The 23096-nt window shown below is 34.7% G+C and carries 23 protein-coding genes; 3 read left to right on the forward strand and 20 right to left on the reverse strand.

From position 1 onward, the window contains the following. Positions 1 to 55: 55 nt before the first annotated feature. Positions 56 to 1381 carry a type I glutamate--ammonia ligase gene (gene glnA / locus GM661_RS16545; RefSeq protein ID WP_407929605.1) on the reverse strand — a complete coding sequence of 442 codons (1326 nt, stop codon included), beginning with the start codon at positions 1379 to 1381 and terminating at the stop codon, positions 56 to 58. A 5-nt stretch (positions 1382 to 1386) separates the two neighbouring features. Continuing rightward, positions 1387 to 1743: a MerR family transcriptional regulator gene (locus GM661_RS16550; RefSeq protein WP_125986300.1), complete on the reverse strand. Its 357-nt coding sequence runs from the start codon at positions 1741 to 1743 to the stop codon at positions 1387 to 1389. A gap of 186 nt (positions 1744 to 1929) precedes the next feature. On the opposite strand from GM661_RS16550, the gene GM661_RS16555 reads away from it, so the two are divergent. Next, positions 1930 to 3009, forward strand: a complete 1080-nt coding sequence (locus GM661_RS16555; RefSeq protein WP_230867786.1) for a PRK06851 family protein — start codon at positions 1930 to 1932, stop codon at positions 3007 to 3009. A gap of 48 nt (positions 3010 to 3057) precedes the next feature. On the opposite strand, the gene GM661_RS16560 is transcribed toward GM661_RS16555, so the two are convergent. The 13 genes from GM661_RS16560 to GM661_RS16620 form a co-directional block, all read right to left on the reverse strand. Beyond that, entirely contained in the window at positions 3058 to 3816 is a 759-nt protein-coding gene (locus GM661_RS16560; protein WP_230867787.1) for a nucleotidyltransferase family protein, read from the reverse strand. A gap of 71 nt (positions 3817 to 3887) precedes the next feature. Beyond that, entirely contained in the window at positions 3888 to 4754 is an 867-nt protein-coding gene (ispE, locus tag GM661_RS16565; protein WP_230867788.1) for a 4-(cytidine 5'-diphospho)-2-C-methyl-D-erythritol kinase, read from the reverse strand. A 148-nt stretch (positions 4755 to 4902) separates the two neighbouring features. Further along, entirely contained in the window at positions 4903 to 6279 is a 1377-nt protein-coding gene (locus tag GM661_RS16570) for a lactate racemase domain-containing protein (RefSeq protein ID WP_230867789.1), read from the reverse strand. 69 nt (positions 6280 to 6348) lie between these two features. After that, complete coding sequence (locus tag GM661_RS16575) at positions 6349 to 7629, reverse strand: iron-containing alcohol dehydrogenase (RefSeq protein ID WP_230867790.1); 1281 nt, start codon at positions 7627 to 7629, stop codon at positions 6349 to 6351. A gap of 109 nt (positions 7630 to 7738) precedes the next feature. Next, the gene (locus GM661_RS16580) at positions 7739 to 8671 is read right to left on the reverse strand and encodes a transketolase family protein (RefSeq protein WP_230867791.1); all 933 of its coding nucleotides are present in this window, start codon (positions 8669 to 8671) and stop codon (positions 7739 to 7741) included. Further along, complete coding sequence (locus tag GM661_RS16585) at positions 8668 to 9504, reverse strand: transketolase (RefSeq protein ID WP_230867792.1); 837 nt, start codon at positions 9502 to 9504, stop codon at positions 8668 to 8670. Before GM661_RS16585 ends, GM661_RS16580 begins: the two co-directional genes overlap by 4 nt. 179 nt (positions 9505 to 9683) lie before the next feature. Continuing rightward, positions 9684 to 10076 carry a VOC family protein gene (locus GM661_RS16590; protein ID WP_230867793.1) on the reverse strand — a complete coding sequence of 131 codons (393 nt, stop codon included), beginning with the start codon at positions 10074 to 10076 and terminating at the stop codon, positions 9684 to 9686. 14 nt (positions 10077 to 10090) lie between these two features. Beyond that, the gene (locus GM661_RS16595) at positions 10091 to 10840 is read right to left on the reverse strand and encodes an SDR family NAD(P)-dependent oxidoreductase (protein ID WP_230867794.1); all 750 of its coding nucleotides are present in this window, start codon (positions 10838 to 10840) and stop codon (positions 10091 to 10093) included. An 85-nt stretch (positions 10841 to 10925) separates the two neighbouring features. Beyond that, positions 10926 to 12197: a TRAP transporter large permease gene (locus tag GM661_RS16600; RefSeq protein ID WP_230867795.1), complete on the reverse strand. Its 1272-nt coding sequence runs from the start codon at positions 12195 to 12197 to the stop codon at positions 10926 to 10928. A 1-nt stretch (position 12198) separates the two neighbouring features. Then, complete coding sequence (locus tag GM661_RS16605; RefSeq protein WP_230867796.1) at positions 12199 to 12666, reverse strand: TRAP transporter small permease; 468 nt, start codon at positions 12664 to 12666, stop codon at positions 12199 to 12201. Between the two features lie 90 nt (positions 12667 to 12756). Then, positions 12757 to 13734 (reverse strand): TRAP transporter substrate-binding protein, encoded by a 978-nt coding sequence (locus tag GM661_RS16610; RefSeq protein WP_230867797.1) that lies wholly within the window; start codon positions 13732 to 13734, stop codon positions 12757 to 12759. 290 nt (positions 13735 to 14024) lie between these two features. Continuing rightward, positions 14025 to 14735: a GntR family transcriptional regulator gene (locus GM661_RS16615; RefSeq protein ID WP_230867798.1), complete on the reverse strand. Its 711-nt coding sequence runs from the start codon at positions 14733 to 14735 to the stop codon at positions 14025 to 14027. Positions 14736 to 15319: 584 nt separating this feature from the next. Next, on the reverse strand, positions 15320 to 16114 hold the full coding sequence (locus tag GM661_RS16620; RefSeq protein WP_230867799.1) for an endonuclease/exonuclease/phosphatase family protein: 795 nt from the start codon (positions 16112 to 16114) through the stop codon (positions 15320 to 15322). A gap of 140 nt (positions 16115 to 16254) precedes the next feature. Between GM661_RS16620 and GM661_RS16625 the strand changes: the two genes are divergently transcribed. Beyond that, positions 16255 to 16797 carry a L,D-transpeptidase family protein gene (locus tag GM661_RS16625; protein WP_230867800.1) on the forward strand — a complete coding sequence of 181 codons (543 nt, stop codon included), beginning with the start codon at positions 16255 to 16257 and terminating at the stop codon, positions 16795 to 16797. A gap of 11 nt (positions 16798 to 16808) precedes the next feature. Here the strand turns inward: GM661_RS16625 and cax are convergent, their stop codons facing one another. Together cax and GM661_RS16635 are read right to left on the reverse strand one after the other, a co-directional pair. Next, entirely contained in the window at positions 16809 to 17882 is a 1074-nt protein-coding gene (gene cax / locus GM661_RS16630) for a calcium/proton exchanger (RefSeq protein WP_230867801.1), read from the reverse strand. Between the two features lie 53 nt (positions 17883 to 17935). Continuing rightward, a complete protein-coding gene (locus GM661_RS16635; protein WP_230867802.1) occupies positions 17936 to 18574 on the reverse strand; it encodes a sulfotransferase family protein in 639 nt (212 codons plus the stop codon). Positions 18575 to 18749: 175 nt separating this feature from the next. Here GM661_RS16635 and GM661_RS16640 point away from each other — a divergent pair, with 175 nt between their 5' ends. Then, positions 18750 to 19706: a glycosyltransferase family 2 protein gene (locus GM661_RS16640; RefSeq protein WP_230867803.1), complete on the forward strand. Its 957-nt coding sequence runs from the start codon at positions 18750 to 18752 to the stop codon at positions 19704 to 19706. Positions 19707 to 19736: 30 nt separating this feature from the next. Here the strand turns inward: GM661_RS16640 and GM661_RS16645 are convergent, their stop codons facing one another. From GM661_RS16645 to GM661_RS16660, 3 genes are all read right to left on the reverse strand, one after another. Continuing rightward, the gene (locus tag GM661_RS16645; protein ID WP_230867804.1) at positions 19737 to 20537 is read right to left on the reverse strand and encodes a glycosyltransferase family 2 protein; all 801 of its coding nucleotides are present in this window, start codon (positions 20535 to 20537) and stop codon (positions 19737 to 19739) included. A gap of 11 nt (positions 20538 to 20548) precedes the next feature. Next, positions 20549 to 21268 (reverse strand): sulfotransferase family 2 domain-containing protein, encoded by a 720-nt coding sequence (locus GM661_RS16650; RefSeq protein WP_230867805.1) that lies wholly within the window; start codon positions 21266 to 21268, stop codon positions 20549 to 20551. Between the two features lie 110 nt (positions 21269 to 21378). Beyond that, positions 21379 to 22896, reverse strand: coding sequence for a DUF3794 and LysM peptidoglycan-binding domain-containing protein (locus GM661_RS16660; protein WP_330165227.1), 1518 nt, complete (start codon positions 22894 to 22896; stop codon positions 21379 to 21381). Between the last annotated feature and the right edge of the window lie 200 nt (positions 22897 to 23096).

A 23096-nucleotide genomic window follows, 5' to 3' on the forward strand; every position in this document is an offset into this window, starting at 1 on the left:
GTACCATTATAGTACTGGGCTTATAGAAAAACAAGTTTTAAATTAGTTTCAGTTATTAAAGATAAAGGTACTGGTCCAGTTCCCAGTCATGAACCTGGGTCCTATATACATCCCATTCTATCATTTTAGCCTCTACAAAGTGTTCAAAGATATGTTCCCCGAGGGTATCTCTGAGTATCTGATCCTCAGCAAGATTATTAACTGCTTCCAGAATATCAGACGGCAGACTATCAATAGCCCGGGCCTGGCGCTCACTTTCTCCCATTGCATAGATGTTATCAATAGTTTGTTCGCCCGGCTCTATTTTATTTTTTATTCCATCAAGACCTGCCTTGAGCATTACTGCCATCGCCAGATATGGGTTTGCTGCCGGGTCAGGATTACGCAGCTCTATTCTTGTGCCCACTCCTCTGGCTGAAGGAACCCTTATTAAAGCACTACGGTTCTGGCCAGACCAGGAAATATAAACAGGGGCTTCATAACCAGGAACAAGTCTTTTATAAGAATTAATTACTGGATTAGTTATTGCCGCCAGTGCAGGGGCATGTTTTAAAATCCCTCCCATATAATGATAAGCAACCTCACTTAAACCAAGTTCATCATCAGGGTCATAAAAGGCATTTTCACCATCTTTAAATAATGACTGATGGACATGCATACCTGAACCATTTTCTCCAAAGATAGGTTTAGGCATAAAGGTTGCATGAAGATTATGTTCCATAGCAACTGCTTTAGTAACAAATTTAAAGGTAGCAATATTATCAGCAGTCCTTAAAACAGGCGCATATTTAAAATCTATCTCATGCTGCCCAGGGGCAACTTCATGGTGTGAAGCTTCAACATCAAAACCCATTTCTTCTAAAGCCAGTACTATATCACGTCTGGCATTTTCGCCCATGTCTACTGGTGAAAGGTCAAAATAACCACCTTTATCATTAGTTATTGTAGTTGGTTCCCCCTTTTCATCTTTATCAAAAAGGAAAAATTCTGGTTCAGAACCAGCATACATCTCAAACCCCATCTCTTTAGCTTCAGCCATAACCTTTTTTAAAGTGCTGCGGGGACAGCCAGCAAAGGGTTCACCATCCGGGGTCAAAATATCACACATTAGTCTAGCCACTGCCCCCTCTTTAGGCCTCCAGGGAAAGATAGTAAAGGTGTCGTAATCCGGCTTTAGATACATATCAGACTCCTGAATCCTGGTAAAACCCTCAATAGATGAACCATCAAACATAATACCATCATCTAAAGCAGTAGGCAACTGATCAACAGTAATAGCTACATTCTTTATTGTTCCTAGAATATCTACAAACTGCAACCTAACAAACTTTACATCCAGTTCTTCTGCCTTTTTTAGAATATCCTCTTTTGTTATTGACAAACTCATCACTCCTTAGTCTTCTTATATTTTTCTTTTAAATTTCTACTTGAGCCAGGATAAATTCTAGATAAATCGCCTTTATTTATCCTGTTATTCAAATTTGTTCGCAGATTAGATAAATTCCCCTTAATTGGTCGGGGATGATTTAGAACCTCTTTTATTGCCTCAATTTTATATCCTTCATCTAATAGGGATTTAATCTTCTTCATTCTATTAATATCATCTTCTGAAAATAAGCGCTGATTCCCCTTTGTCCTTTCAGGAAAAATAAGTCCTACCTCATCATAATATCTGATCTGGCGTGCTGTTAAACCAGTCTTTTCCTTAACAACCCTCATCGGTATACTCTTTTTGCCAGCCATATCAAATTAACCCCCTGAAATTTTTTTAGAATTAAATTTAACCCCAATTTCACTTGCTACTATCAGTATATAACAGCAAAATGTATATGTCAAGTTTGTGTCAGCTTTTATTCTGTAATATTTCTTATATTTTAGATGAAAAGGCATATATATTAAGAGAAGATACTTTTTAAGGAGTGTGGCCAAATGAATAAAGGAATTACTACAAACTTTTTCCCAGGTGGTAATACAAGTAAAGGGTTTTATTCCTACTATAAATATTTGCCCTATAAAACAGATAAGGTTTTTATAATCAAAGGAGGACCTGGAACTGGCAAGTCAACCCTGATGAAAAAAATAGGCCAGCAAATTAATAAGCAGGGATATGACCTTGAACTCCACTGGTGTTCCTCTGATAATAATTCATTAGATGGTATTGTCATCCAAGAATTAGGTATTACTTTTCTTGACGGCACCTCCCCACATATGATTGACCCTGTAAATCCCGGCGCAGTTGAAGAAATAATCAATCTGGGTGAGTTCTGGGACAGTAATTTTCTCCGCACACATAGTGAAGAGATAATAAAGACAAATAATAGAATTAAACATAAATTTAAACAGGTCTATAACTATTTAAAAGCAGGCGGCATCATTTTTAATGATTGGTCTAATTATTACAAAGAAGCCCTTGATATTAACAAAACAAATCAGGTCTTTAAGGATATTATAGAAGACCTCCCCTGTCCAGATAGTTTATTAAAATATAAACCTGGACGACACCTTTTTGCCAGTGCTATTACCCCTGCCGGGATTATAAATTACCTTGATAACATTACAGAAAACATTAATACCCGCTATATCATCTCAGGTGAACCAGGGTGTGGCAGAGGAGGTTTACTAAAAAAAATAGCAGACCACTACTCTCAACATAATTACTTTGTCCTCTATCTATATTCACCCCTTAAACCAGAAAATCCGGAGGCAGTTGTAATTCCCAAAATTTCCAGGGCCTTAATAACCAGTAATCCCCTCAACCAACCCCTGGAAAATCGTCAAAATGATATAAAAATAAGTATGCTCAACTGTCTAAAACAAGATGTCCTTAAGCTCTACCAGCAAGAAATAAGTGAAGGAAAAACACTATTTACAGATATAATCAAAAAGGCAGTTACTAACCTTAAACAGGCCAAAAGTCATCATGATGAAATTGAGAAATACTATATTTCAGCCATGGACTTTTCTAAAACTGAGGAACTAAGGGAAAAACTTATCCAGGAAATCTTTTAAGGCTATCATTAGCAAATTGACAGTTGACAAATGCCAACTGTCAATTTGCTATAAAATATATTTATCCCTCATCAATTGTAAATCACTGGGTTTATCCACATCAAAACCAATTTCCGGATATTCACTTATCATAAACTGCCCTTTAAAACCTATAATATCACTGACAGCATCCTCTATTTCATCTATAGAAAGATGGCCAATCACAAACTTAAAGATAAACTTCATCCCCAGGAGTTTACTCAATTTCCAGGGTTTTTTACGCCAGGCAATAACCTTTCCCAACAGCTCAAAAGCCCCTGAAATAACATCAGGCTTGATAATAACCATATTCCCCCCAGTAAAAACCCCTTCTGTTAAATGGAAATAAGTTCTTTTCACTGCAGGAAACTTAGCCAGATTTTTTTCTTTAGGTATTATTGGATAATAGATATCAGCCTCATAATCATTAAGGCAAGTTTCAATAAAATCATCTATTATCTCCGGTGTGATCAATGGTATATCACAGGTTAACATTAAAATATATTTGTTTCCCTTTAAAGAATTAATTCCCCTACTAATATTCTCTTTCATGGAGTCAACTGAATCAATTATTAAATCAACCTCTTCCTTTAAGGAATCCTTTAACTCTTTATAAGGCCCCACTACAACTATTTTACCAGTCTTTTTAGACTTTTTGGCTGCCTTAATAACATATTCTACCATTGGAATATCAGCAATCTCAATCAGGGCCTCATGCTCAGTTAAAGCAAATTCTTTAAGAGAATCTTTATTACGGGCACCAGCTAGAATCAATACATCAACAATCATCTTTTTTCCCTCCTACAATGTAAAACCCAGGTCTAACTGCTAAAATTAGTATTTATATAATTCATCACAAGTTAACAAACTCCTGCTTTAAGACCAGAGACATTTGTAATAAAATCCCCTTTTCTAGGCCAGTTCTCTACTATATGTTCTGCCTGCTTACTATCTTTGACAATACCAAAAACGGTAGGACCACTGCCTGACATCATTGTAAAAACTACCCCCATCTCCATCATTATCCCTTTAATCTCTAAGATATCATCAAGAAAATGAGTTGTTACTCCCTCCAGCACATTAGCCCATCCCTCATTCCATTTTATCTGCTGCTGACCCTGAATTATAGTAAGTAGTTTATTTACCGGCACATTAATATCTGGTTTTAAAAAATCATATTTTTGATAGACCTCAGCAGTACTTACTGGAACAGGTGGTGTAACTATAAGAAAATGGGTTTTTCTTATATCCGGTAACTGTTTTAATTTATCCCCTCTTTCATAGGCATAAGCAGTACCACCATTCAAACAAAAAGGTACATCTGAACCCAATTTAGCAGCAATTAAGCTTAATCGAGTAAAATCAAACTTTAAATTATATAAGCTATTAATCCCTTTTAAGACAGCCGCTGCATCTGTACTTCCGCCTGCCAAACCAGCAGCAATTGGTATCTTTTTTTCTATGTATATATCGACACCTACATTTAGGTCTGCTTCATTTAGAATCATCTCAGCAGCCCGATAGGCAATATTCCCTTGATCAGTTGGTAGTTCCTCTGCTGAGGCAGCCAGCTGAATACCACTTTCCTGCTGGCGGATAATTACTTTATCATAAAGACTGACTGTCTGCATGATCATCTCCACTTGATGATATCCATCATCATATAGACCAGTAATATCCAGAGCAATATTTATCTTGGCAGGTGCCTTTAAATTAATCTCATGCATATATTTTTTAACTCCTTTTTATATATTATAACATCATCTGACAAAAAAGTTAATCTACTGAATTTAATTTTCAAAGTAAATTAAAAGGCTGTTGACTAAATGTAACCCTATCAACAGCCTAAACTAAAGTAATAAAATAATTAAACTATTACTTTCTTATCGGCACCCCATATGGCCCATCAATTAAATAAGCTATGTCTATCTCCTCCCTACCCTGTTTCTTAAATTGTTCAATTGTTTTATTTACAGCATTTTCTATAAACAGAGGTATATTGTTTACATCATCTTTATACTGCTTACTGACTGGTAAATACTTATTACCATTCAACCCTGGTATATTTTGATAATCACCTTGAGAAAACTGTGGACTATAATATATCATATTGTCCTGTCTTATTCTGCTAAATAATTTACCCCACATCTGTACCTGCCACTGCTCTGGTATAAATCCCCAGTCTGATGAAAGGATTAATTTTTTAAATTTCTCTGCCCCAAATCTCTTTAGCAAATATAAAGCAGTTTTGTAATTAATACTGCCTATAGTATCATCATCGATATTATCGGCAGCTACTATTAACTTACTATCTGCTTTTAGTAAGGGAATAGATACTACTCCTACTTTAGCTGCCTGATAGTGGTTAATACCAACAAATCCTGCATGTGTTGCTACTATATCATATTCTTTGTCAACAGGAATAGCTACATACTCCCTAACATTTTCCATGGCTGCTTTATGGGCTTCTTCTAAATCACCAGAAAATACACCGGTAACATTAAAGTCATGGTCAAGTGTAACATTTACAATAAAATCTACACCAGCCTTCTGAGCAACCTCCAGGGCTTCTTCATGACAGGGATTCCCATCTAAAAATAAATCCCTTGCCTTAGGAGAACTTAGGATCTCAGCACCGTGAAAGACATAGGTGCTCTTTTCACCAATTAACCCAGGACAGACTGATTTCCTGCCACCTGAGACACCTGCCATAAAATGACTCTCTACCAGACCGGTTAAGATTTTAATATCTGCCTGCATGTAGTCTTTATTTATATAAACCATGCTTTTTCTACTGGTCTCTCCTAAATAAACAAGGTTATCCTGGTCATTGCAGTCATGGTTCTTTATTTCTATACCAAGTTCAAATACCTCAGGGTCTATCATTTCTTTTAATTCTTCTTTTGTTAACGCCCGATGTGTCCCTGTAGCAACCAGTACAATGATATTCCCTTTTTTAACTCCATTTTTCAATAATTTTTCTATTATAGGGAGTAAGATTCCTGCTTCACCTTTATAGGGTACTGGTCGTGTATTATCAGAGATAACAACTACTGCTCTGCTCTCTTTATTATCCCTTATTTTCCTTTTTATTAAATTGTCAAGACCTTCACTTTTAATTGGATTTTCCAGAGACTGGTGAATTGACTGTAAGGGGTCAGCTAAGGGGGTTGGTGTTTTCATAGATAAGACATCTGTTTTATCAGGTAAGTTTATTTTAAATTCTTTACCACAGTTTAATTTTACTTTCATTATCACAACCTCCTTTTTCATGTATTTTAAAAAAAGCCCAGAACTTAATCTGGGCTTTTTCCTTGAAATTTATTCTAAGTTCTTAATATTACTAAAATCACCTGTTTTAGCTGCTTCAAGAATAGGTCCCATGTATTCATCTATAAGTGAAGCATTTAAAGGAACTGGCATATTTTTTAGCTTCATATCAAGCTGTGGGTTTTTAGCTGCTTCAAGTGCCCTTGTAATGTGCTTATCATCGAAGCCATCCAGATCTGAAAGTTTGGTTGGGAAATCAATATCCTTAGCAAAGTTTTTCATGCCCTTAGCTACTGCAATACCTAAGTCTTTACCACTTAGTTTAGTAAGGTCTTCTTCAATATAGCCGTATTTCTTAAAGACATTACCGATTACTCTTAATTTCTTCTCTATTGCCGGGGCAAAGAATACTGTATAATATAGGTTCATAATTCCACAGGCCCTACCATGGCTGGTTACATCTACTAAAGAAAAGCTTGTTAGATGGCCGCCATTGGTACCACCTACCATAATCGCATAACCACCAAGGTCTGTCGCCAGTCCTAATGCCTCTCTGGCCTCTGTATCTTCAAGATTATCAATTACTTTTGGAGCATATTTTACAATTAGTTCTATTGCTGTTTCTGCTATTTCTTTGCATAATTCAAAGTTTTCTTCATCAATACCATAGAAAACCTCTAAAGTATGTGCAATACCATCAAATGCCCCATCTATAGTAAGATTAAGTGGCATGGTCTCTGTTACAGAATAATCAAATACTGATTTAGTAGGTATAACTGCTTCATCAACTATTAGTTTTTTCTGACCGCTTACCGGGTCAGTAACATTAGAGTATTTGGTTAAATGAGCACCAGAACTGGCAGATGTTTCAATAGCCATTAAGGGTAAAAGCTGTTTATCACTATGCTGTAAGGCCTTAGTAACCAATCCGGTGCCAAAATAATCCTCTATATCAGCACTATAATGTCCTACTGATGCTAATACATTGGCTGCTTTTGCTGCGTCTATTGCACTTCCTCCACCAATTACTATAATGCAGTCTGGTTTGAAGTTAAGAATATACCCTTCCAGTCTATAAACATCTTCACGAGGTGCATTAGGAGCTGCATCTCTGACTATACGATTACCAGCAAGGGCTACTCCATATTTCTTTAGAGACTCTTTAACCTTATCGACAACTGGTTTTAAATAAGTGTTATTGGAAATAAGCAAAGCACTATCTCCGTATTCCTTAGCATGTCTGCCGACATCGTCTAAAATTCCTACCCCTAACGCGTAGTCATCACCTTTAAATTGTCTTAACAAATTTTTTGCTTTTTGTTTTAAATCCATTTAATATAACCTCCCTCATAAATTGAAGTAATATGATTAATATAATTTTTAACTTCATTAAAAAATCTTTTTATTATTCATTATAAGCACCTTTATGACTACTTGTAGATTAGTAAATAAACTCTTTAACTTTTTCAACTATATTATTAGCACTTAAACCATATTTAGCAAGTAATTCTTCATAATCACCAGTCTCAGTAAATGTATCTTCTACTCCAACCATAGCTAATGGCTTGCCGATACCATTTTTTGCTAATGTTTCGGCAACTGCCGAACCCAAACCTCCTATTACATTATGTTCTTCCGCTGTAATTACCGCCTTTGTTTTTTGAGCCGATTTAACAATCATTTCCTCATCAATAGGTTTAACACTAGCCATCTCAATCAATTCTGCCTTAATTCCTTCATTGTCTAAGGTTTTAACAGCCTCTAATGCCTTTGAAAGCATTACACCATTGGCAATTATAGTAACATCACTGCCTTTTTGAATTAAATTGCCTTTTCCTAACTCAAAATCATAATGATCATCAAATATTATGGGAACTTCCGCTCTACTCAAACGAAGAAATACAGGACCATCCCATTTAATGCTTTCTTTAACAATTGCTTTAGTTGAAGGTGCATCTGCAGCAACAACTACTTTCATATTAGGGAGTGACCGCATAATAGCTACATCACATATTGAATGATGTGTAGGACCATCAAAAGAATCAGATAATCCACCATAACCACCGGCAATTCTGACATTAAGCTTGGGATATGCTATTCCAGTCCTTACTTGATCTAAGGCCCTACTTGTTAATAAAAAGCTAAAGGTACTAACAAAAGGTATCTTACCTCCAAGGGCCAATCCTGATGCAATCGAAACCATATTTTGTTCAGCAATACCAACATTAAAGAATCTTTCTGGATATTCTACAGCAAATTTAGCTGTTCTGGTAGAACCAGAGACATCTGCATCAAGGACTACTACATCTTCATTTTCCAATCCAATTTCTACCAGTGCTTCACCAAAAGCATCTCTTATCATCTTTTTTTTCATTGAATATCAGCCCTTTCCAATTCAGCAATTGCTCGTTCATATTCTTCTTTACAGGGAGCCTGACCATGCCATTTATGATCATCTTCCATAAAGGATACACCTTTCCCTTTAATAGTATCTGCAATAATTACTACTGGTGTATCAGTAATTTGCTCAGCCCTATCGAGGGCAGCTAAAGTATCTGCAATATCATGACCATTTACCTCAATTACTCTCCAACCAAACGACTCCCATTTCTCTTTTAATGGTGATAAAGGCATAATTTCATTAGTTGAACCATCAAGTTGAACTCCATTATAGTCAACAATAGCAGTTACATTATTTATTTTCATTTTACTGGCAAACATAGCTGCTTCCCATACCTGCCCTTCGTTTAATTCCCCATCACCCATTAAAACATAGGTTTTATAATTCTTTTTATTCAGTTTAGCACTGAGTCCCAGTCCAATTCCTATAGAAAGTCCCATTCCCAGAGAGCCACTGGTCATATCAACCCCAGGGGTTTTATTTTTATCAGGGTGCCCCTGTAAAATACCACCAATCTGTCGAAATTCAGCTAACTCTTTTTTGGGGAAAAAACCCAGATCGGCTAAGTTTACATATAATAATGGAGCAGCATGCCCTTTAGATAAAATAAAACGATCTCTATCCTCCCATTCTGGATTTTGCGGGTCAATCTTCATCTTATGATGAAAAAGACAGGTTACAATTTCAACAGCAGAAAACGAACCCCCACAATGCCCACTTTGAACATTATAAATTAATTCTAGTATTTTAGACCTTGTTTCAGTTACTTTTATTTCTAGTCTTTTAACTAACTGATCGTCGTACATATAATCCCTTCCTTTCCTAATATTACCAGTTTTAATTATTGGGACAAAATTTATTTTTGTTACATCCCTAACAATGGCTTTAAAGTTTCTATCTTAGTAGGATCATTACCAAAAGCTAATCCCATAATTATTATTCCCCATTTCTAAGTAAAGGGCAAAACTTATATTTTTTTGATTACTTACTGGTTTCTTTCAGAAAGCTCAATTCTAACTTTATCTGGCCCTTCAATATATGCAATTTTTAAACCTTTTCTCACATTAATTGGACCTTCCAATATATTTACATCCTTGTTTTTTAAGCTTTCAATTGCTTCTTCCATGTTATTAACTTCAAAACCAAAATGATCATTACCATACATCGGTCTTAATGAAGCGGTAATGGGCTCTTTTTCACCATCCAATTTACCAAATACAATAAAATCCATCCCATTAATATTAAAATAAACTACTTTTGAACCCTTAAAGTAACCTTCAAAAGTTATCTCAGCATCAAAAATATCACAGTACCATTTAGCAGTCTCTTCTACATAAGTTGACTTTAAATGAATATGATCACATCGATATTCTATCATGTTTAATTTGCCTCCTAATCCATTACTGTACCACCATTAATATTAATTGTTTCTCCTGTTACAAAATTTGAGCGTTTGCTTGCTAAAAATGCTACAGCATTTGCAATATCAGCTGGCTTTCCAAGAGATTTAACTGCACTTTTTTCTACATATATTTGATTCTCATCATCTGAAACAGAACCTGCCATATCTGTAGCAATTCTACCAGGAGCAATAGCATTGACTGTTATACCTTCTTCTCCAACTTGTTTGGCCAAATTACGTGTAAACGCCAGAACTCCACCTTTAGAAGCCGCATAATGTAGAGCACAAATAGTCCCACCATTTTTACCAGCTTCAGAAGAAATATTAATTATTCTCCCATATTGTTTTTTACGCATTCCTGGTAAAACAGCTTTTACTGTCAAAAAATAACCTTTAAGATTAATGCCTAATACCTTATCCCACTCTTCATTACTTATTTTTTCCACAGGGGTAAGGGGATGAATAGCCGCATTATTTATTAAAATATCAATTGATTCTGTTTGACTTTCAACACTTTCTACAAATTCATTGACCTGTCTCTCATTAGAAACATCTACACAACCTTCAAAAACCTTTACTTTATAAGTATCTCTCAATTCTGCAGCAGTATCTTCTAATTGTTCCTTATTAACATCACATAAGGCTACATTAGCACCTTCAGAAGCAAACTCCTTCGCAAATGCCTTACCCATACCACGAGCTCCACCAGTTATTAAAACAGTCATATTTTTAAATTTCATAAATATTCCTCCTTGCAAAAATATATAATGATAAATCTCTTTATTTACTTATCACGTTTCTTTCACATGATTAAGTATTTTTCTGCTATTTAATCAAAAGATTAGGCAGAAACAGAACTATTTGTGGAAAGAATGTTATTATTAATAATACTATAAAAATCGGCACTAAAAAAGGCAATGTTGCTGAAACAGCACGTTCAAATTTTATCTTTGCTATATCTGCAATAAGATATAAAACCACCCCTACTGGAGGTGTGCTTAACCCCAACATCAATGTTAATATCATAACTAACCCAAAATGCAGCGGGTCAATCCCTAAATTAGTTGATAAAGGTACAAGTATTGGAACTAAAATAATTATTGCTGCTGTTGTTTCAAGAAAACACCCTACAACAATAAAAAAACCAATCAATATCAACATAATTAAATGGGGATTCTGGGTAATAGAAAACAAAGCTGTTGCAACAGTCTGTGGAACCTGCTCCCTGCATAATAACCACCCATAGATTGAAGCTGTTGATATTATAATTAAAACAATAGATGTTGTTTTTGCAGTATCAAAAAATATTTTCGGTATATCTTTCATCTTTATTTCTTTATAAATAAAGGTTCCTAAAATCAAACTATATGTCGAAGCAATAATAGCAGCTTCAGTTGGAGTGAAAATACCTAATAAAATTCCTCCTAAAACAATTACTGGAGTGAACAAAGGAAGAATTGCCCTTTTAAAGGACTCAATGATCTCCCCTAAATCGAATTTGTTGTGGATAGGATAATTCCTTTTCTTAGAAATGATATAAATCATTATCATTAGCGCCAAGCCTATCAATAATCCTGGAACTGCTCCACCCAAAAACAATTTTCCTACTGATACTCCACCAAAGGCACCAAATAATATCATAGGAATACTAGGGGGGAAAATTGGACCAATTGTAGATGAAGCAGCTGTCACAGCCACACTAAATTCTGTATCATACCCTTCATCTTCCATTGCTTTAATTTCTATTGTACCCAACCCTCCTGCATCAGCTAATGCAGCACCTGACATACCTGCAAATATAATACTAGCTATAACATTAGCATGACCAAGTCCTCCCGGAATATAGCCAACTATTGAACTAGCAAATCTGAATATTCTTTTTGTTATCCCACCAGTATTCATTAAATTTCCAGCAAGAATAAAAAACGGTATCGATAAAAGAGTAAAAATATCAATACCTGCTACCATCCTTTGCGGTATTGTAATTACTCCCAAGCCTTCTTTTAACATGTAAAACAATGAAGTTAAACCTATGGAAAAAGAAACAGGTATTCCTAAAGCAACTAGAAATAATAAAACACCTATTAAGAAATACATTTCATACCACCTCACCTAATTTAATTTTTATTATCTCTTTTATTTTTCGGACACTATTAATAAGAGCTAAAATACCACCTATAGGAGCAGATAAATAAATTAAACCCCAGGACCACCTCATTGCAGCAGTCGGAATAGTCCATGTCCTCACAGATAAATTAACTCCATAATAGATAACTATACAAAAGAAATAAATTACTAACAAATGATTTATTATTTCTAGTACTGTCTGACATTTAACGGGTAATTTAGAAGCAAAGTAAGTTACTTTTGTATGTGAATCACTTCTAATTCCTACACTGGCACAAATCATTACAATCCAAATAAAACAGATTCTAGATAATTCTTCTGCAAAAAACAAAGGGCTATTAAATACATACCTTCCTAATACATGTCCCATTAATACTGTAAAAATTAAAAACATAAGAGTAACTACTAAAAACTTTTCTATTTTACTTAAATATTTCATTTGCAACACCCATCCCTTATTAAATTACTTAATAAAGTGGAGACGGGGTAGCTTCATTATACCCCGTTTCCCATTTTCTTTAAGTAAAATTTATTTTACAGCTTTAATTTTTTGGTACATATTACCCCATTCATCTTCAAATTCCTTATAAACATTTGAACAGGCTTCTCTAAAGGCTTCTATATCAGGTTTTACTACAGTCATCCCTTTTTCTTTTAATTTTTTTAATAATTCAGTCTGCTGCTTATTAATTAACTGTGCATTATAATCTTCTGCTACCTTTATCGCATCAGTGACAATTTCTTTTCTTTCTTCAGACAAATTGTTAAACCAAGCTGCATTACAAACACCCATATTTACCCTGATCATATGACCAGTAAGATTTATATAATTCTGAGCTTCATAATATTTATAAGAATATATTGTAGGTATTGGATTTTCCTGACCATCTACTGTACCTTGCTTAAGTGCCATATAAAGATCTGAAAATGCTACAGGTGTAGCGGTAGCACCAAATGCTTTTACTGTTTCCAAATAAATTGGTTGTTCAGGACAGCGAATTAGTAAACCCTTAGTATCTTCAGGTTTTCTAACTGGTGTATTCTTGGTGGTCAAATGTCTTGTACCATATAACATAAATGGAGAAATTAATTTCATTCCCCTATTTTTTTCTAGCTTTTCATATAATTCTTCTCCAACTTTACCATTGACAACTTTTTTAAGATGTTCTTCATCCCTAAAAATATAAGGACAATCAAAAACACCAAATTCAGGCTGAAATAAACTTATAGCTCCAGGGGAAATAAACGCAAAATCAAGTGTACCAAACATTATCCCTTCAACTAACTCCCTTTCATTCCCTAATTGTGCAGCGGGAAACACATCTATTGTTATGGCCCCATCAGTATTTTTCTCTACTTCGTCTGCAAATTTAAGAAGTGCTTTATGAATAGGGTGTTCTGGGGGTAATGTATGGGCTGCTTTTAAATTCATTCCTACTGCCTGTACACTAAAACCAACCACCAAAATAATCATCATAATTAACAAATTTATAAGTTTTTTTCTCATTTTTTCCTCCTCTTTTTATACAATAGTAGTCAAACTCATACTAACGTAATAATTGAAATAACTAATGAATGTTATAACTATTATTTAAACTTTCATAACTCGCTCACCTCCTAGTTTTTTTGTTTTCTATAATTAAGGGTTTTGACCCTCGATTTCGAATATTCTCATTGTCATAATAAATTAACTATTATAAATTTTTAACACAAACTTATATCTAATGCATATATAAACTTACATTTAATGTATAATGCATTATGCATTATGCATTAAATGTAAGTTTATTGTTCGCCCTAATCAATCTTAACCTGAGTCAGTATATCCTCCTTTGAATTTCTAATGTGCTGTCTCATCATATTCTCTGCTGCATCAGTATCTCCACTAAGTATTTTATCTATTATGCTTATATGTTCCCGTGTTTCCTGTAATAATCTTTCATTTCTTTTATTATCTAAATATTTGCTAATTTTATTTCTGTGTTGCATGTTTCTAATACTATAAGTCTGATTCATTATTAAGTCTATCTGTTTTCTCAATCTTTTGTTAGGAGCCAACCTGCGCACCAAGTCATGAAGTTCAACATCTAACTTATGTGGAACATCTCTGCTCCCAGCTAAAAATTCTTTCTCTTTTTTCTCAAATTCTTTTTTTAAGTTTCTTAACTCATCAGTATTAATCTCCTGATTGTTAATTTTTTGAGTTACAAGACGAACCGCCAGTCCTTCTATAACTTCTCTCATATCAAACAATTCTATTACATCATCCTTTGAAAGTTCAATCACAAAAATACTATCATTAGGCCTTTTTTCGGCATAACCTGCTGAAATTAGTAATCTAAGGGCATCACGTACAGGAGTAGAACTAACACCTATTTGACTGGCAAGTTTATCTATAACTAACCTTTCACCAGGCTTAAGTTCTCCATTGATTATTTGTTCTTTTAAAGCATTATAGATTTGTTCACTTAATGAGACATTCTTTAAATTCAAATTTGACAGAGACATTGTTTTTCTCCCCTCACAATTTATCTTTTTAGATGCATTATGCTTAATGCTTAATGCTTAATGCATGATATACAAAAAAATACCTCTGATTTATTTTAATTATAATATTAAAATGAGGTATTGTCAAGTGTTAATTTATTTAATTTATAACGGGTCTCGGGTCGAGTCTTTGACAGTTACAACTTTTTAAACACGACTCAAAGCTTTTCCGCCACTGGATTTTTCATATCAAATTTTACTTTTAAAAAGTGTACTTTTTTGTAATTTACGTTTAAATTAAAATTCTACTTCCCAAGCTAACTAAAATGATGTAAACTATCAATAAACACAGCATTCTAAATGTCTATAACATGTGCCTCAAAAAAAGTACGCACTTGTTAACATCAGAAAAGCCACAAAAGCCTTGTATTTACAGGGTTTATACGGCTTTTTATGTTTCTCAACTGTCAAATATGGAATTATAGTATTAGATGGGAGTATTTGTCAATAGCTAATTTAAATTTTTTGTTTATTCACACCCCAATCCTATTCAACTTTCTCAATTAATTTACTAGAGCTATAATTAAATAATATCATAACATTGCCTAAGCAGTGATATCAATGTCAATTACAACAGGCAAATGATCTGATGCCTTAGTATTAATTATTTTAGCCTCTTTTAATGTAATATCCTGACTTGCAAAAAAGAGATCAATCTCTTCAGAAGGCAGATCTGCAGGAAAGCTCTTGAGTCCGGAAATCAAAGGTGTTAACCCAAAAGATAGATCTAGCATTTTATTAAAATCACCCATTAATATATAACTATCTTTTTCCTGAGAGATATAATCCTCAATCTCTTCCATCTGCTGTTTCCTATCCTGCTGCTCAATTGAAAGGTGTGTTACAAATACAGTAATAGATTTATTTGCTGACAGATTAACTTCTGTAGTTAGTAATGCCCTTGTTTCACTATTCTTACTTGTCAATAAGTAATTCTCAGCACTTTCAATAGGGAAACGGCTTAAGATAGCATTACCATAATTCCCACTAATTCCTTTCAAAGTAGGTCCAAAAACATAGTTCATGTCCAGTCTCTCAGCCAGGTATGCTACCTGATCAACAAAATTACTCCTTTTTTGTCGCTGGTCAACCTCATTTAAGCCAACTATATCAGCACCTGAATCCTTAATTACCCCTGCAATCCTGTCTAGAGCCAGCTTGCCATTAATACCACGTCCATGCTGAATATTATAAGTCATAATCTTAATTGAAGAGGTGCTTTCCCGGGTAGTTATATTACTGGATACAAGTACTGCTGATTTATTAGATATATTGAGCATATAAACAGTAACAATTACTATAATAACTACTATAATTAGAACTGCTGAATACTTCTTCATAAAGGGGCACCTCCTCTGTGCCTTATTATAACATATGTAATTTATTAATTCTATATGTTTGTGCTGGTAAATAATGTTATCAATTAACGAAAATAAATATCGTTGAATATAATATTTATGTAGAACAAAGGAGGTTACTTATGTCTTATAAGATTTATTTAGAGTTAAATACTAGACGCTTATATTTAAAAGAAAATGGTATAACTATTAATACATACCCAATAGCTGTCGGCAAGCCCTCAACCCCTACGCCAACAGGTGATTATAAGATCTTGAGCAAAATACTAAATCCCGGTGGTGTATTAGGTAGTAGGTGGATGCAGTTCACCTGGAGTGAACATGGTATACATGGGACAAATCAACCTTGGCTAATAGGTCAGGCTGTTTCTAATGGCTGTGTCAGAATGTATAATAATGATGTAGAACAGGTATATAGCAGGGTTTCTGTGGGAACAGCAGTTATTATCAGAAACTCCTTTAGCAATCCAGGTCAACCACTTAATCCTAAAGACCCTATTAATAAAAACAAATCAACATTTATTTATACTGTAAGAAAAGGGGATTCACTCTGGAAGATTAGCCGACGCTACAATGTAAGTATCCAGGAGATAAAAACTCTAAACAAACTGGATAGTAATACTATTTACCCTGGACAAAAACTCCTGATACCCACCAGGAACTAATCTAAAAAATTTTAAGCAAAATAAAAAGCAATAGCAATAATTAAATAGGCAGCTATTAACTGCAGGCCTTCAAACCAGTTTGATTTTCCCTGAAGATAAACAACATTGATTGCCAGGACTGATAAGCCTATCGAACTAATCTCCAGCAGATTAAATAAAACATTCATCGGCCGACCAATCAAATGACTGAAAAAAATTAGTAAAGGGACAATAAAAAGAGAAACCTGGATACTGGAACCTATAGCTATGGTAATACTGAGGTCTATTTTATCTGCCCTGGCCATATTAATAGCAGTTACATTTTCAGCTACATTTGATATAATCGGTAAAATAATAACACCTATAAATACTGGAGAAATATTAAACCCCTCTTGAATTATTTCTATAGAACCTACTAAAATACTGGCTTCAATAGCAATAAAAATAGTTGTTAAAAGCAGATAAAGAACATTATACCATAACTTCCCTTTTCCCTCCTTTTTTCTTGCACTGTCTCCTCCAGAGCCTTTACTGACATGAAAAACTTTTTTTTCTTTTTCATGAAAGATTAGTGTAAAATAGAGGCTTGCCAGATACGTAACAAACAGGACAAAACCGACTCCCATACTCAATTTTCCTAAAACAAGTGTCTTAATATTTGATGAACCAAAATAAAAAATAGCCGGTATCAGCATTCCTATTACCGCCAACATCAGCATAGCACTATTAGTAATGGCTAATAATTTATCAAACTTTTGACGCTGATACCTTAATCCCCCCAATAAAAAAGACATACCCAATACCAATAATAAATTCATAATTATTGACCCTGTTATATTGGCTTTGACAACATTTAATAATCCATCATAAATAGCAAAGATAGAAATAATCAATTCTGTGGCATTACCAAAGGTAACATTTATAATTCCGCCCCAGCTGCTACCGAGAATATTCCTTAATCGATCAGTAATACTTGCCATTAATGCAGCCAGTGGTATAATAGCCAGGGCAGAAGTAATAAAACTCCAGATAGAACCATCCCGAAAGTAAGAAAATCCAAGACTAATGGGCACAAATATCAAAAGGTAGCGCATCTTCTTTACCATCCATTAATCCTCCTTAAGTATTATTATGCCCTACTAAAAAAGGATTACTACAATTATTTTACTACTACAAACCCCTCTGCTTCTTTGAGCTGGGCTGATGACGGCTTTATCACCAGAAAATCTACTATACTGGAAATTCTCTCTCTTGTATTTTCTAATACATCATTATAATATAAATCTATTTTAGGTAAATCTTTATTTCTTGTAAAAAAATCAGCCAGTCTGACATCATATTCTCGCTTGAGATTAATCCCCACTTCAAGGGGTATTCCACTCCTTTTTTGTAGGGAATTTGCTACCTGTACAGCAGCACGGTGGCAGACAATAAATTTTGGGGCTGTTAGATAAGGATAAAATAATTCTATTGTTAGTGAAGTCCTGGGGTCTTTCCACCCACAGTATTTACTGGAATCATTAATTTTTTGAACAAGTGAAAGAATATCATCTTTAAAAGTATTTTGCTTTTCCAATAAGGCCTCCCTGCCAGGGGGATTATACCAAAACCCCCCGGCAGCATGTAAGATCCTATCATTTAATTCTACAAACTCTTTATCCTCATAGTGCCCATACGGGTTTGAAGGCATTGCCCCTATTAAATTATCCCCCATATTTATTCCTAATCTATCTAATATTCCGGCAATCATTGATGTCCCACTCCTATGCATACCTAAGACTATCACACAATCACCCATTTAGTTCCCCCCATTCTCTTTTAAATCAAATGATATAATTATTTAACATAAAACCCTATATACTATAAATATGTTTAAGGGCTATCATAAGTTAATAGTAACAGCAGCATGTGCCGGGAATAATATGTATTATATATGATATTTAATTATTTAACATGAAAGGGGTTGGTATCAGATGTATTCGACTGGAACACTACTTAAAACAGATAATCCAGCTATATATATTGTTGATAATAATGAGATTAGACATATAACAAATCTGGCCAGCTATATTTCCTTCGGGTTTCAAGAAAAAGATTATAGAAAGATATCTGAGCAAGAACTTTCCCGCTTAAATCCGGGTAAACCCATCGGAGATTGGGGGGATCTCAGTCCAGACCTCAAACTGTATATTAAAGAACACCTGTGGAGGGAAAAACTTGCTGTTGATATAATTATTGTTAATTATAATTCCTTACCACATCTTAAGAAATGCCTGCATAGTATTTACACAAATACAGATTATCCCTATAATATCATCATTATTGATAACAACAGTACTGATAAGAGTAGGGAATTTCTTGCTAGATTAAATAATATAACAGTCGTCTATAATCAAAAAAACAGGGGCTGCGCAGCTGCCTGGAATCAGGGCATAAAAAAAGGGAGTAATAATTTTATTGTTCTCTTAAACCCAGATACTGAGGTTACAATAGACTGGCTCTATCCACTTGTAAAAACAGCAGCTGCTAACCAGGATATAGCTTTAATTGGAACCAAACATGTTAACGAAAATGAAGCAGTAATCCATGCAGGTGTTATTAAAAAAAACAATGAATTTATTATACGTAAACATCCCCGGGATAACCCTGATGTTTATAATGAACCAGGGGATGTGGCCAGGATACACGGGGCCTGTTTTATGATTAAGCGGGAACTAATTCCAAAACTTGGTTATTTTGATGAACGATATTTTTTATACTCTGAAGAGACAGACTACTGCCTTAATGCTCAAAATAAGGGTTATAGAATCTACTACTATCCAGTTAAAATTTACCACTATGAAAAAGGCGCCTCTATCGACCAACAAAAGCGCCAAAAAATCAGGCTTGAAAGTATAGATAAATTCAAGAAAAAATGGGGTACTAAATAAGAGCACTTATAAAAAGTGCTCTTACATAGCTCAATCTAGAGAAACCAGCCTATAACCCGATTTTTCTTTATCATCTAAAATCAAACCATATCCAAACCTCTTTATTCGTTTTCTAAGCTTTTCTAACCCACCAGGCTTTGCTTTATAATCCCTGACATAATAAGCCAAGTTATTCTTAATCTCATCTATAAGGTGGCCGTAATTAGTCACCAGGTACTCATCATTCCAGGCAACAATATAACCAGCTTTCATCACTTCCTGAGAAAAACTATAATCATCAGGAAACCTGACTCCATTATTACCAATGTTCTTCCACCTGATTCCCTGCTGCCAGACCTCTCGCCTGAACACAGAACTGGAATGGACATTTATTCTGGTCTGATAAATAGTTAAGCCCTGACGGCTTATTCGTTCAGATGGTCTTTCCCCATCAATGTCACCCTCATTCCTGGCCGGGGAATGTGCATATAATGATAACTGTCCTAATTCAGGGAAAACCCTAAATATCCTTATAACCCGTTCAACCCATCCTGGCTTATACTGTAGGTCATTTTCAGAGACATGTAATATATCTGACCTTGCTCTTGTCAAAGCAAGATTTAGAGCAATTCCACCCATGTTTTTGTTTAATAGGATATTAGTACACAACTCATTACAGCTGCAAACATTTTTTATATACTCCTGTGAACCATCTCTTGAACCATTATCAACAATAATTAATTCATATGGTACATTTACTGTTGACAGATATGAATTAACCGTCTGCTCTAATAAGTAACGTCGATTCCAGTTTAACAATACAGTTGATATCAGTGGTTTTTTTCCTGCCATAAAAACCCCCCTCAATAATCTTTAAGCTGGCTTTTTATTTTATTACAGGCATATGAATATAGTTTCATATCCAAACTATTTTTTTCCTTTATTAATTCGATCAGGCCTGTTGACAACTCTTCTTTTCTGGGCCTTCCCGGATTAACATTCTTCTGCTGATAGTCAAGTTTATTCCATCCTAACTCCCTGCCCATTAATAATATTGATACATTAAAGTAATCAGTCACCCCGACTGTAAAATACCTTTCAAGGTTGTCAATAGCCTTTTCAAGATCTGGTTTTACTTCATTCTTGTATTTAATAAAATTTTCTAAACTCACCATATCTGCTAGATCAACATCCCTGGATAGAAATTTAGTCTGTAGATTACAAGCCTGTGTATAATAATTATTTAAAAATTTTTCTAAACCAATATCCTCAACCGGCAGGTATTTCTTGTTATATAAACGATAATAGTATAAGGAAATAACCCTATCTACCGGCTCTCTTATAAAAGTAATATAATGGAAAGGCCTGTTATAATATGAATGAATTCCAAATGGTATATGGCCAATAATACATTGTAATCCTGAAGCCCTATTACCCATATATCTACTCAAATTATTATATTCTTCTTTAAAACCACCATATCCATAAGCTATTTCTGAATATTCTTGTTCAATAATTCCCCTTAAAGTCGTCCCAGCCGTTTTAGGGATATGCATAAATATAATTACTTTACTAGTAGCCATATTACATTACACCCCTGATTTATTCTATGATTAAACAATCATTAAAGTGATAATTATAGTATGTCCTATCTAAAGCAATAGGAAAGGAAATACTCCCTTCCTATTGCTAATCAGCCTCTTGGTATTAATAATCTCTGCCCAATTTGAAGCTCTCCAGGGTCAGTGATATTATTAATTGAAGTAATCCTGTTAACTGTTACTCCAAATCGCTGGGCTATTAAATAAAGAGTGTCTCCAGATTTAACAGTATAAGTAATATACTGTGACGGTGCGGTTGGTTCCTGAATAGGCTGTTCAGATATACCAGTAATAATCGGTACCCTAACCCTCTCTGTAACTACCAGATTCACATTAAGAACTGCTATAACAGTTATCTGTCTCTCTGAAGCCCGATTGGCAGTTATTCTATTAATACTGATATCGGCATATGCCTCCATATTAGAGGTAACCTGAGGTATATTTATAAAGCTGCTAAAAGTAATAACAGCAGGTGCAAAATATACAGGCTGATCAGGTAGATCAGCTACATAGATAATATTAGCATCAACTACACCACTTATTAAAACACCACCATTTTGAGCTTCAACCTCAAGACTAGCACCCCTTATATTTCCACTTGCACTGATTACACGACCAACATCAGGATTCCCTGCTGCTACTGTCACCTGATCCCTTGCCTGTATTCTGGTTCTTTCTTCAGCAACAATCCTCTCAACTATAACTGTCCTCCTTACCGGAAACATCCCATCAACCGGACTGATAATATCTGTAGGTAATTCTACTGTTTCCTCCAACACAACAAGGATTTGAAATCTGAGCTCTGTATTTATCCTCACCCTACGATTATCTACTTTTTGGGCACTTTCAGAAATAACCGAAGTATCGACAAAGGCATTCATTTCTGGAGTAACACCGCTAAAAGGGAAGGTTTCATTGAAACCATAGCTAAGACTACTGTATTCTACATCTTCCCCAGCAGCTACATATAAAAGATTACTTCTAATAGTTCCTCTGACTGTAACACGGTCATACCCTGTACTTACATCTATAATTTGAACTGTACTATCAACATCAATAATCCTATCTATATCTGAGGCCCCTGACGGTAACCTTTCAACTGATTCCAGTTCCCTGGTAAAATTACGTTCGCGCAGACGGCGTTGAATGGTATACCTTCTCCTTCTAAAATCAAAGTCCGGGGCTTCACCTATTGGGGTTACTACATCTACTGTAGTTACTTCTATATCACTAACTACAGTAAACTCTAATTCAATAAGCCTGTCATTTAATAATTCAAAATCTATATCTGAGATAAGTGATTCAACATCCACCTGATAACCTGGCCTGACACCACTAATAACTTCCCTATCAGTAAAGGTAAAACTCCTCCTGACACTAACAACGTTTGATGGGTCATCAAGGGTAGCATAGTAAACCGTAACACGAATGATTCCACTTATTACAACAACCCCTCTTTCTGCACTTGTGTCAGTAATTTCAACCCTGGCATTAGCACTAACAACCCTTGCTGCAGCCGGTAATGTAGAAGGAATGTTGAGATTTCTACTTACCCTTGTTTGTGAAGTTCTTGTGGCAATAGATTCATTTACCTGTAATTGTTCAGGCATCTTTTATTCCTCCTTTCATCCCTTCCTGATCTTAATAATCTTTTTAATCTTTTGTGGAGTAATATTTATTCTGCTTTTTTTTATCCGTTTTTTCTCTTCTTTTTTTTCAGCCATAACACCACCCCCTGTTTTAATATTCTTTATACTAATATATGCAGTAAACTGTATTATGGTAAAAAAAGAACTGTAGGCTATAATCC

This window comes from Iocasia fonsfrigidae (assembly GCF_017751145.1).
Lineage (GTDB): Bacteria > Bacillota > Halanaerobiia > Halanaerobiales > DTU029 > Iocasia > Iocasia fonsfrigidae.

What these genes read in the sequence shown, in the direction of transcription:
- GM661_RS16560 (WP_230867787.1), bottom strand. Translation starts at nt 3,816, where the DNA reads ATGATTGTTGATGTATTGATTCTAGCTGGTGCCCGTAATAAAGATTCT.
- GM661_RS16580 (WP_230867791.1), bottom strand. Translation starts at nt 8,671, where the DNA reads ATGAAAAAAAAGATGATAAGAGATGCTTTTGGTGAAGCACTGGTAGAA.
- GM661_RS16595 (WP_230867794.1), bottom strand. Translation starts at nt 10,840, where the DNA reads ATGAAATTTAAAAATATGACTGTTTTAATAACTGGTGGAGCTCGTGGT.
- GM661_RS16550 (WP_125986300.1), bottom strand. Translation starts at nt 1,743, where the DNA reads ATGGCTGGCAAAAAGAGTATACCGATGAGGGTTGTTAAGGAAAAGACT.
- cax (WP_230867801.1), bottom strand. Translation starts at nt 17,882, where the DNA reads ATGGTAAAGAAGATGCGCTACCTTTTGATATTTGTGCCCATTAGTCTT.
- GM661_RS16610 (WP_230867797.1), bottom strand. Translation starts at nt 13,734, where the DNA reads ATGAGAAAAAAACTTATAAATTTGTTAATTATGATGATTATTTTGGTG.
- ispE (WP_230867788.1), bottom strand. Translation starts at nt 4,754, where the DNA reads ATGCATGAGATTAATTTAAAGGCACCTGCCAAGATAAATATTGCTCTG.
- GM661_RS16635 (WP_230867802.1), bottom strand. Translation starts at nt 18,574, where the DNA reads ATGGGTGATTGTGTGATAGTCTTAGGTATGCATAGGAGTGGGACATCA.
- GM661_RS16605 (WP_230867796.1), bottom strand. Translation starts at nt 12,666, where the DNA reads ATGAAATATTTAAGTAAAATAGAAAAGTTTTTAGTAGTTACTCTTATG.
- GM661_RS16615 (WP_230867798.1), bottom strand. Translation starts at nt 14,735, where the DNA reads ATGTCTCTGTCAAATTTGAATTTAAAGAATGTCTCATTAAGTGAACAA.
- GM661_RS16660 (WP_330165227.1), bottom strand. Translation starts at nt 22,896, where the DNA reads ATGCCTGAACAATTACAGGTAAATGAATCTATTGCCACAAGAACTTCA.
- GM661_RS16570 (WP_230867789.1), bottom strand. Translation starts at nt 6,279, where the DNA reads ATGAAAGTAAAATTAAACTGTGGTAAAGAATTTAAAATAAACTTACCT.
- GM661_RS16590 (WP_230867793.1), bottom strand. Translation starts at nt 10,076, where the DNA reads ATGATAGAATATCGATGTGATCATATTCATTTAAAGTCAACTTATGTA.
- GM661_RS16625 (WP_230867800.1), top strand. Translation starts at nt 16,255, where the DNA reads ATGTCTTATAAGATTTATTTAGAGTTAAATACTAGACGCTTATATTTA.
- GM661_RS16620 (WP_230867799.1), bottom strand. Translation starts at nt 16,114, where the DNA reads ATGAAGAAGTATTCAGCAGTTCTAATTATAGTAGTTATTATAGTAATT.
- GM661_RS16650 (WP_230867805.1), bottom strand. Translation starts at nt 21,268, where the DNA reads ATGGCTACTAGTAAAGTAATTATATTTATGCATATCCCTAAAACGGCT.
- GM661_RS16555 (WP_230867786.1), top strand. Translation starts at nt 1,930, where the DNA reads ATGAATAAAGGAATTACTACAAACTTTTTCCCAGGTGGTAATACAAGT.
- GM661_RS16600 (WP_230867795.1), bottom strand. Translation starts at nt 12,197, where the DNA reads ATGTATTTCTTAATAGGTGTTTTATTATTTCTAGTTGCTTTAGGAATA.
- GM661_RS16585 (WP_230867792.1), bottom strand. Translation starts at nt 9,504, where the DNA reads ATGTACGACGATCAGTTAGTTAAAAGACTAGAAATAAAAGTAACTGAA.
- GM661_RS16575 (WP_230867790.1), bottom strand. Translation starts at nt 7,629, where the DNA reads ATGGATTTAAAACAAAAAGCAAAAAATTTGTTAAGACAATTTAAAGGT.
- GM661_RS16645 (WP_230867804.1), bottom strand. Translation starts at nt 20,537, where the DNA reads ATGGCAGGAAAAAAACCACTGATATCAACTGTATTGTTAAACTGGAAT.
- GM661_RS16640 (WP_230867803.1), top strand. Translation starts at nt 18,750, where the DNA reads ATGTATTCGACTGGAACACTACTTAAAACAGATAATCCAGCTATATAT.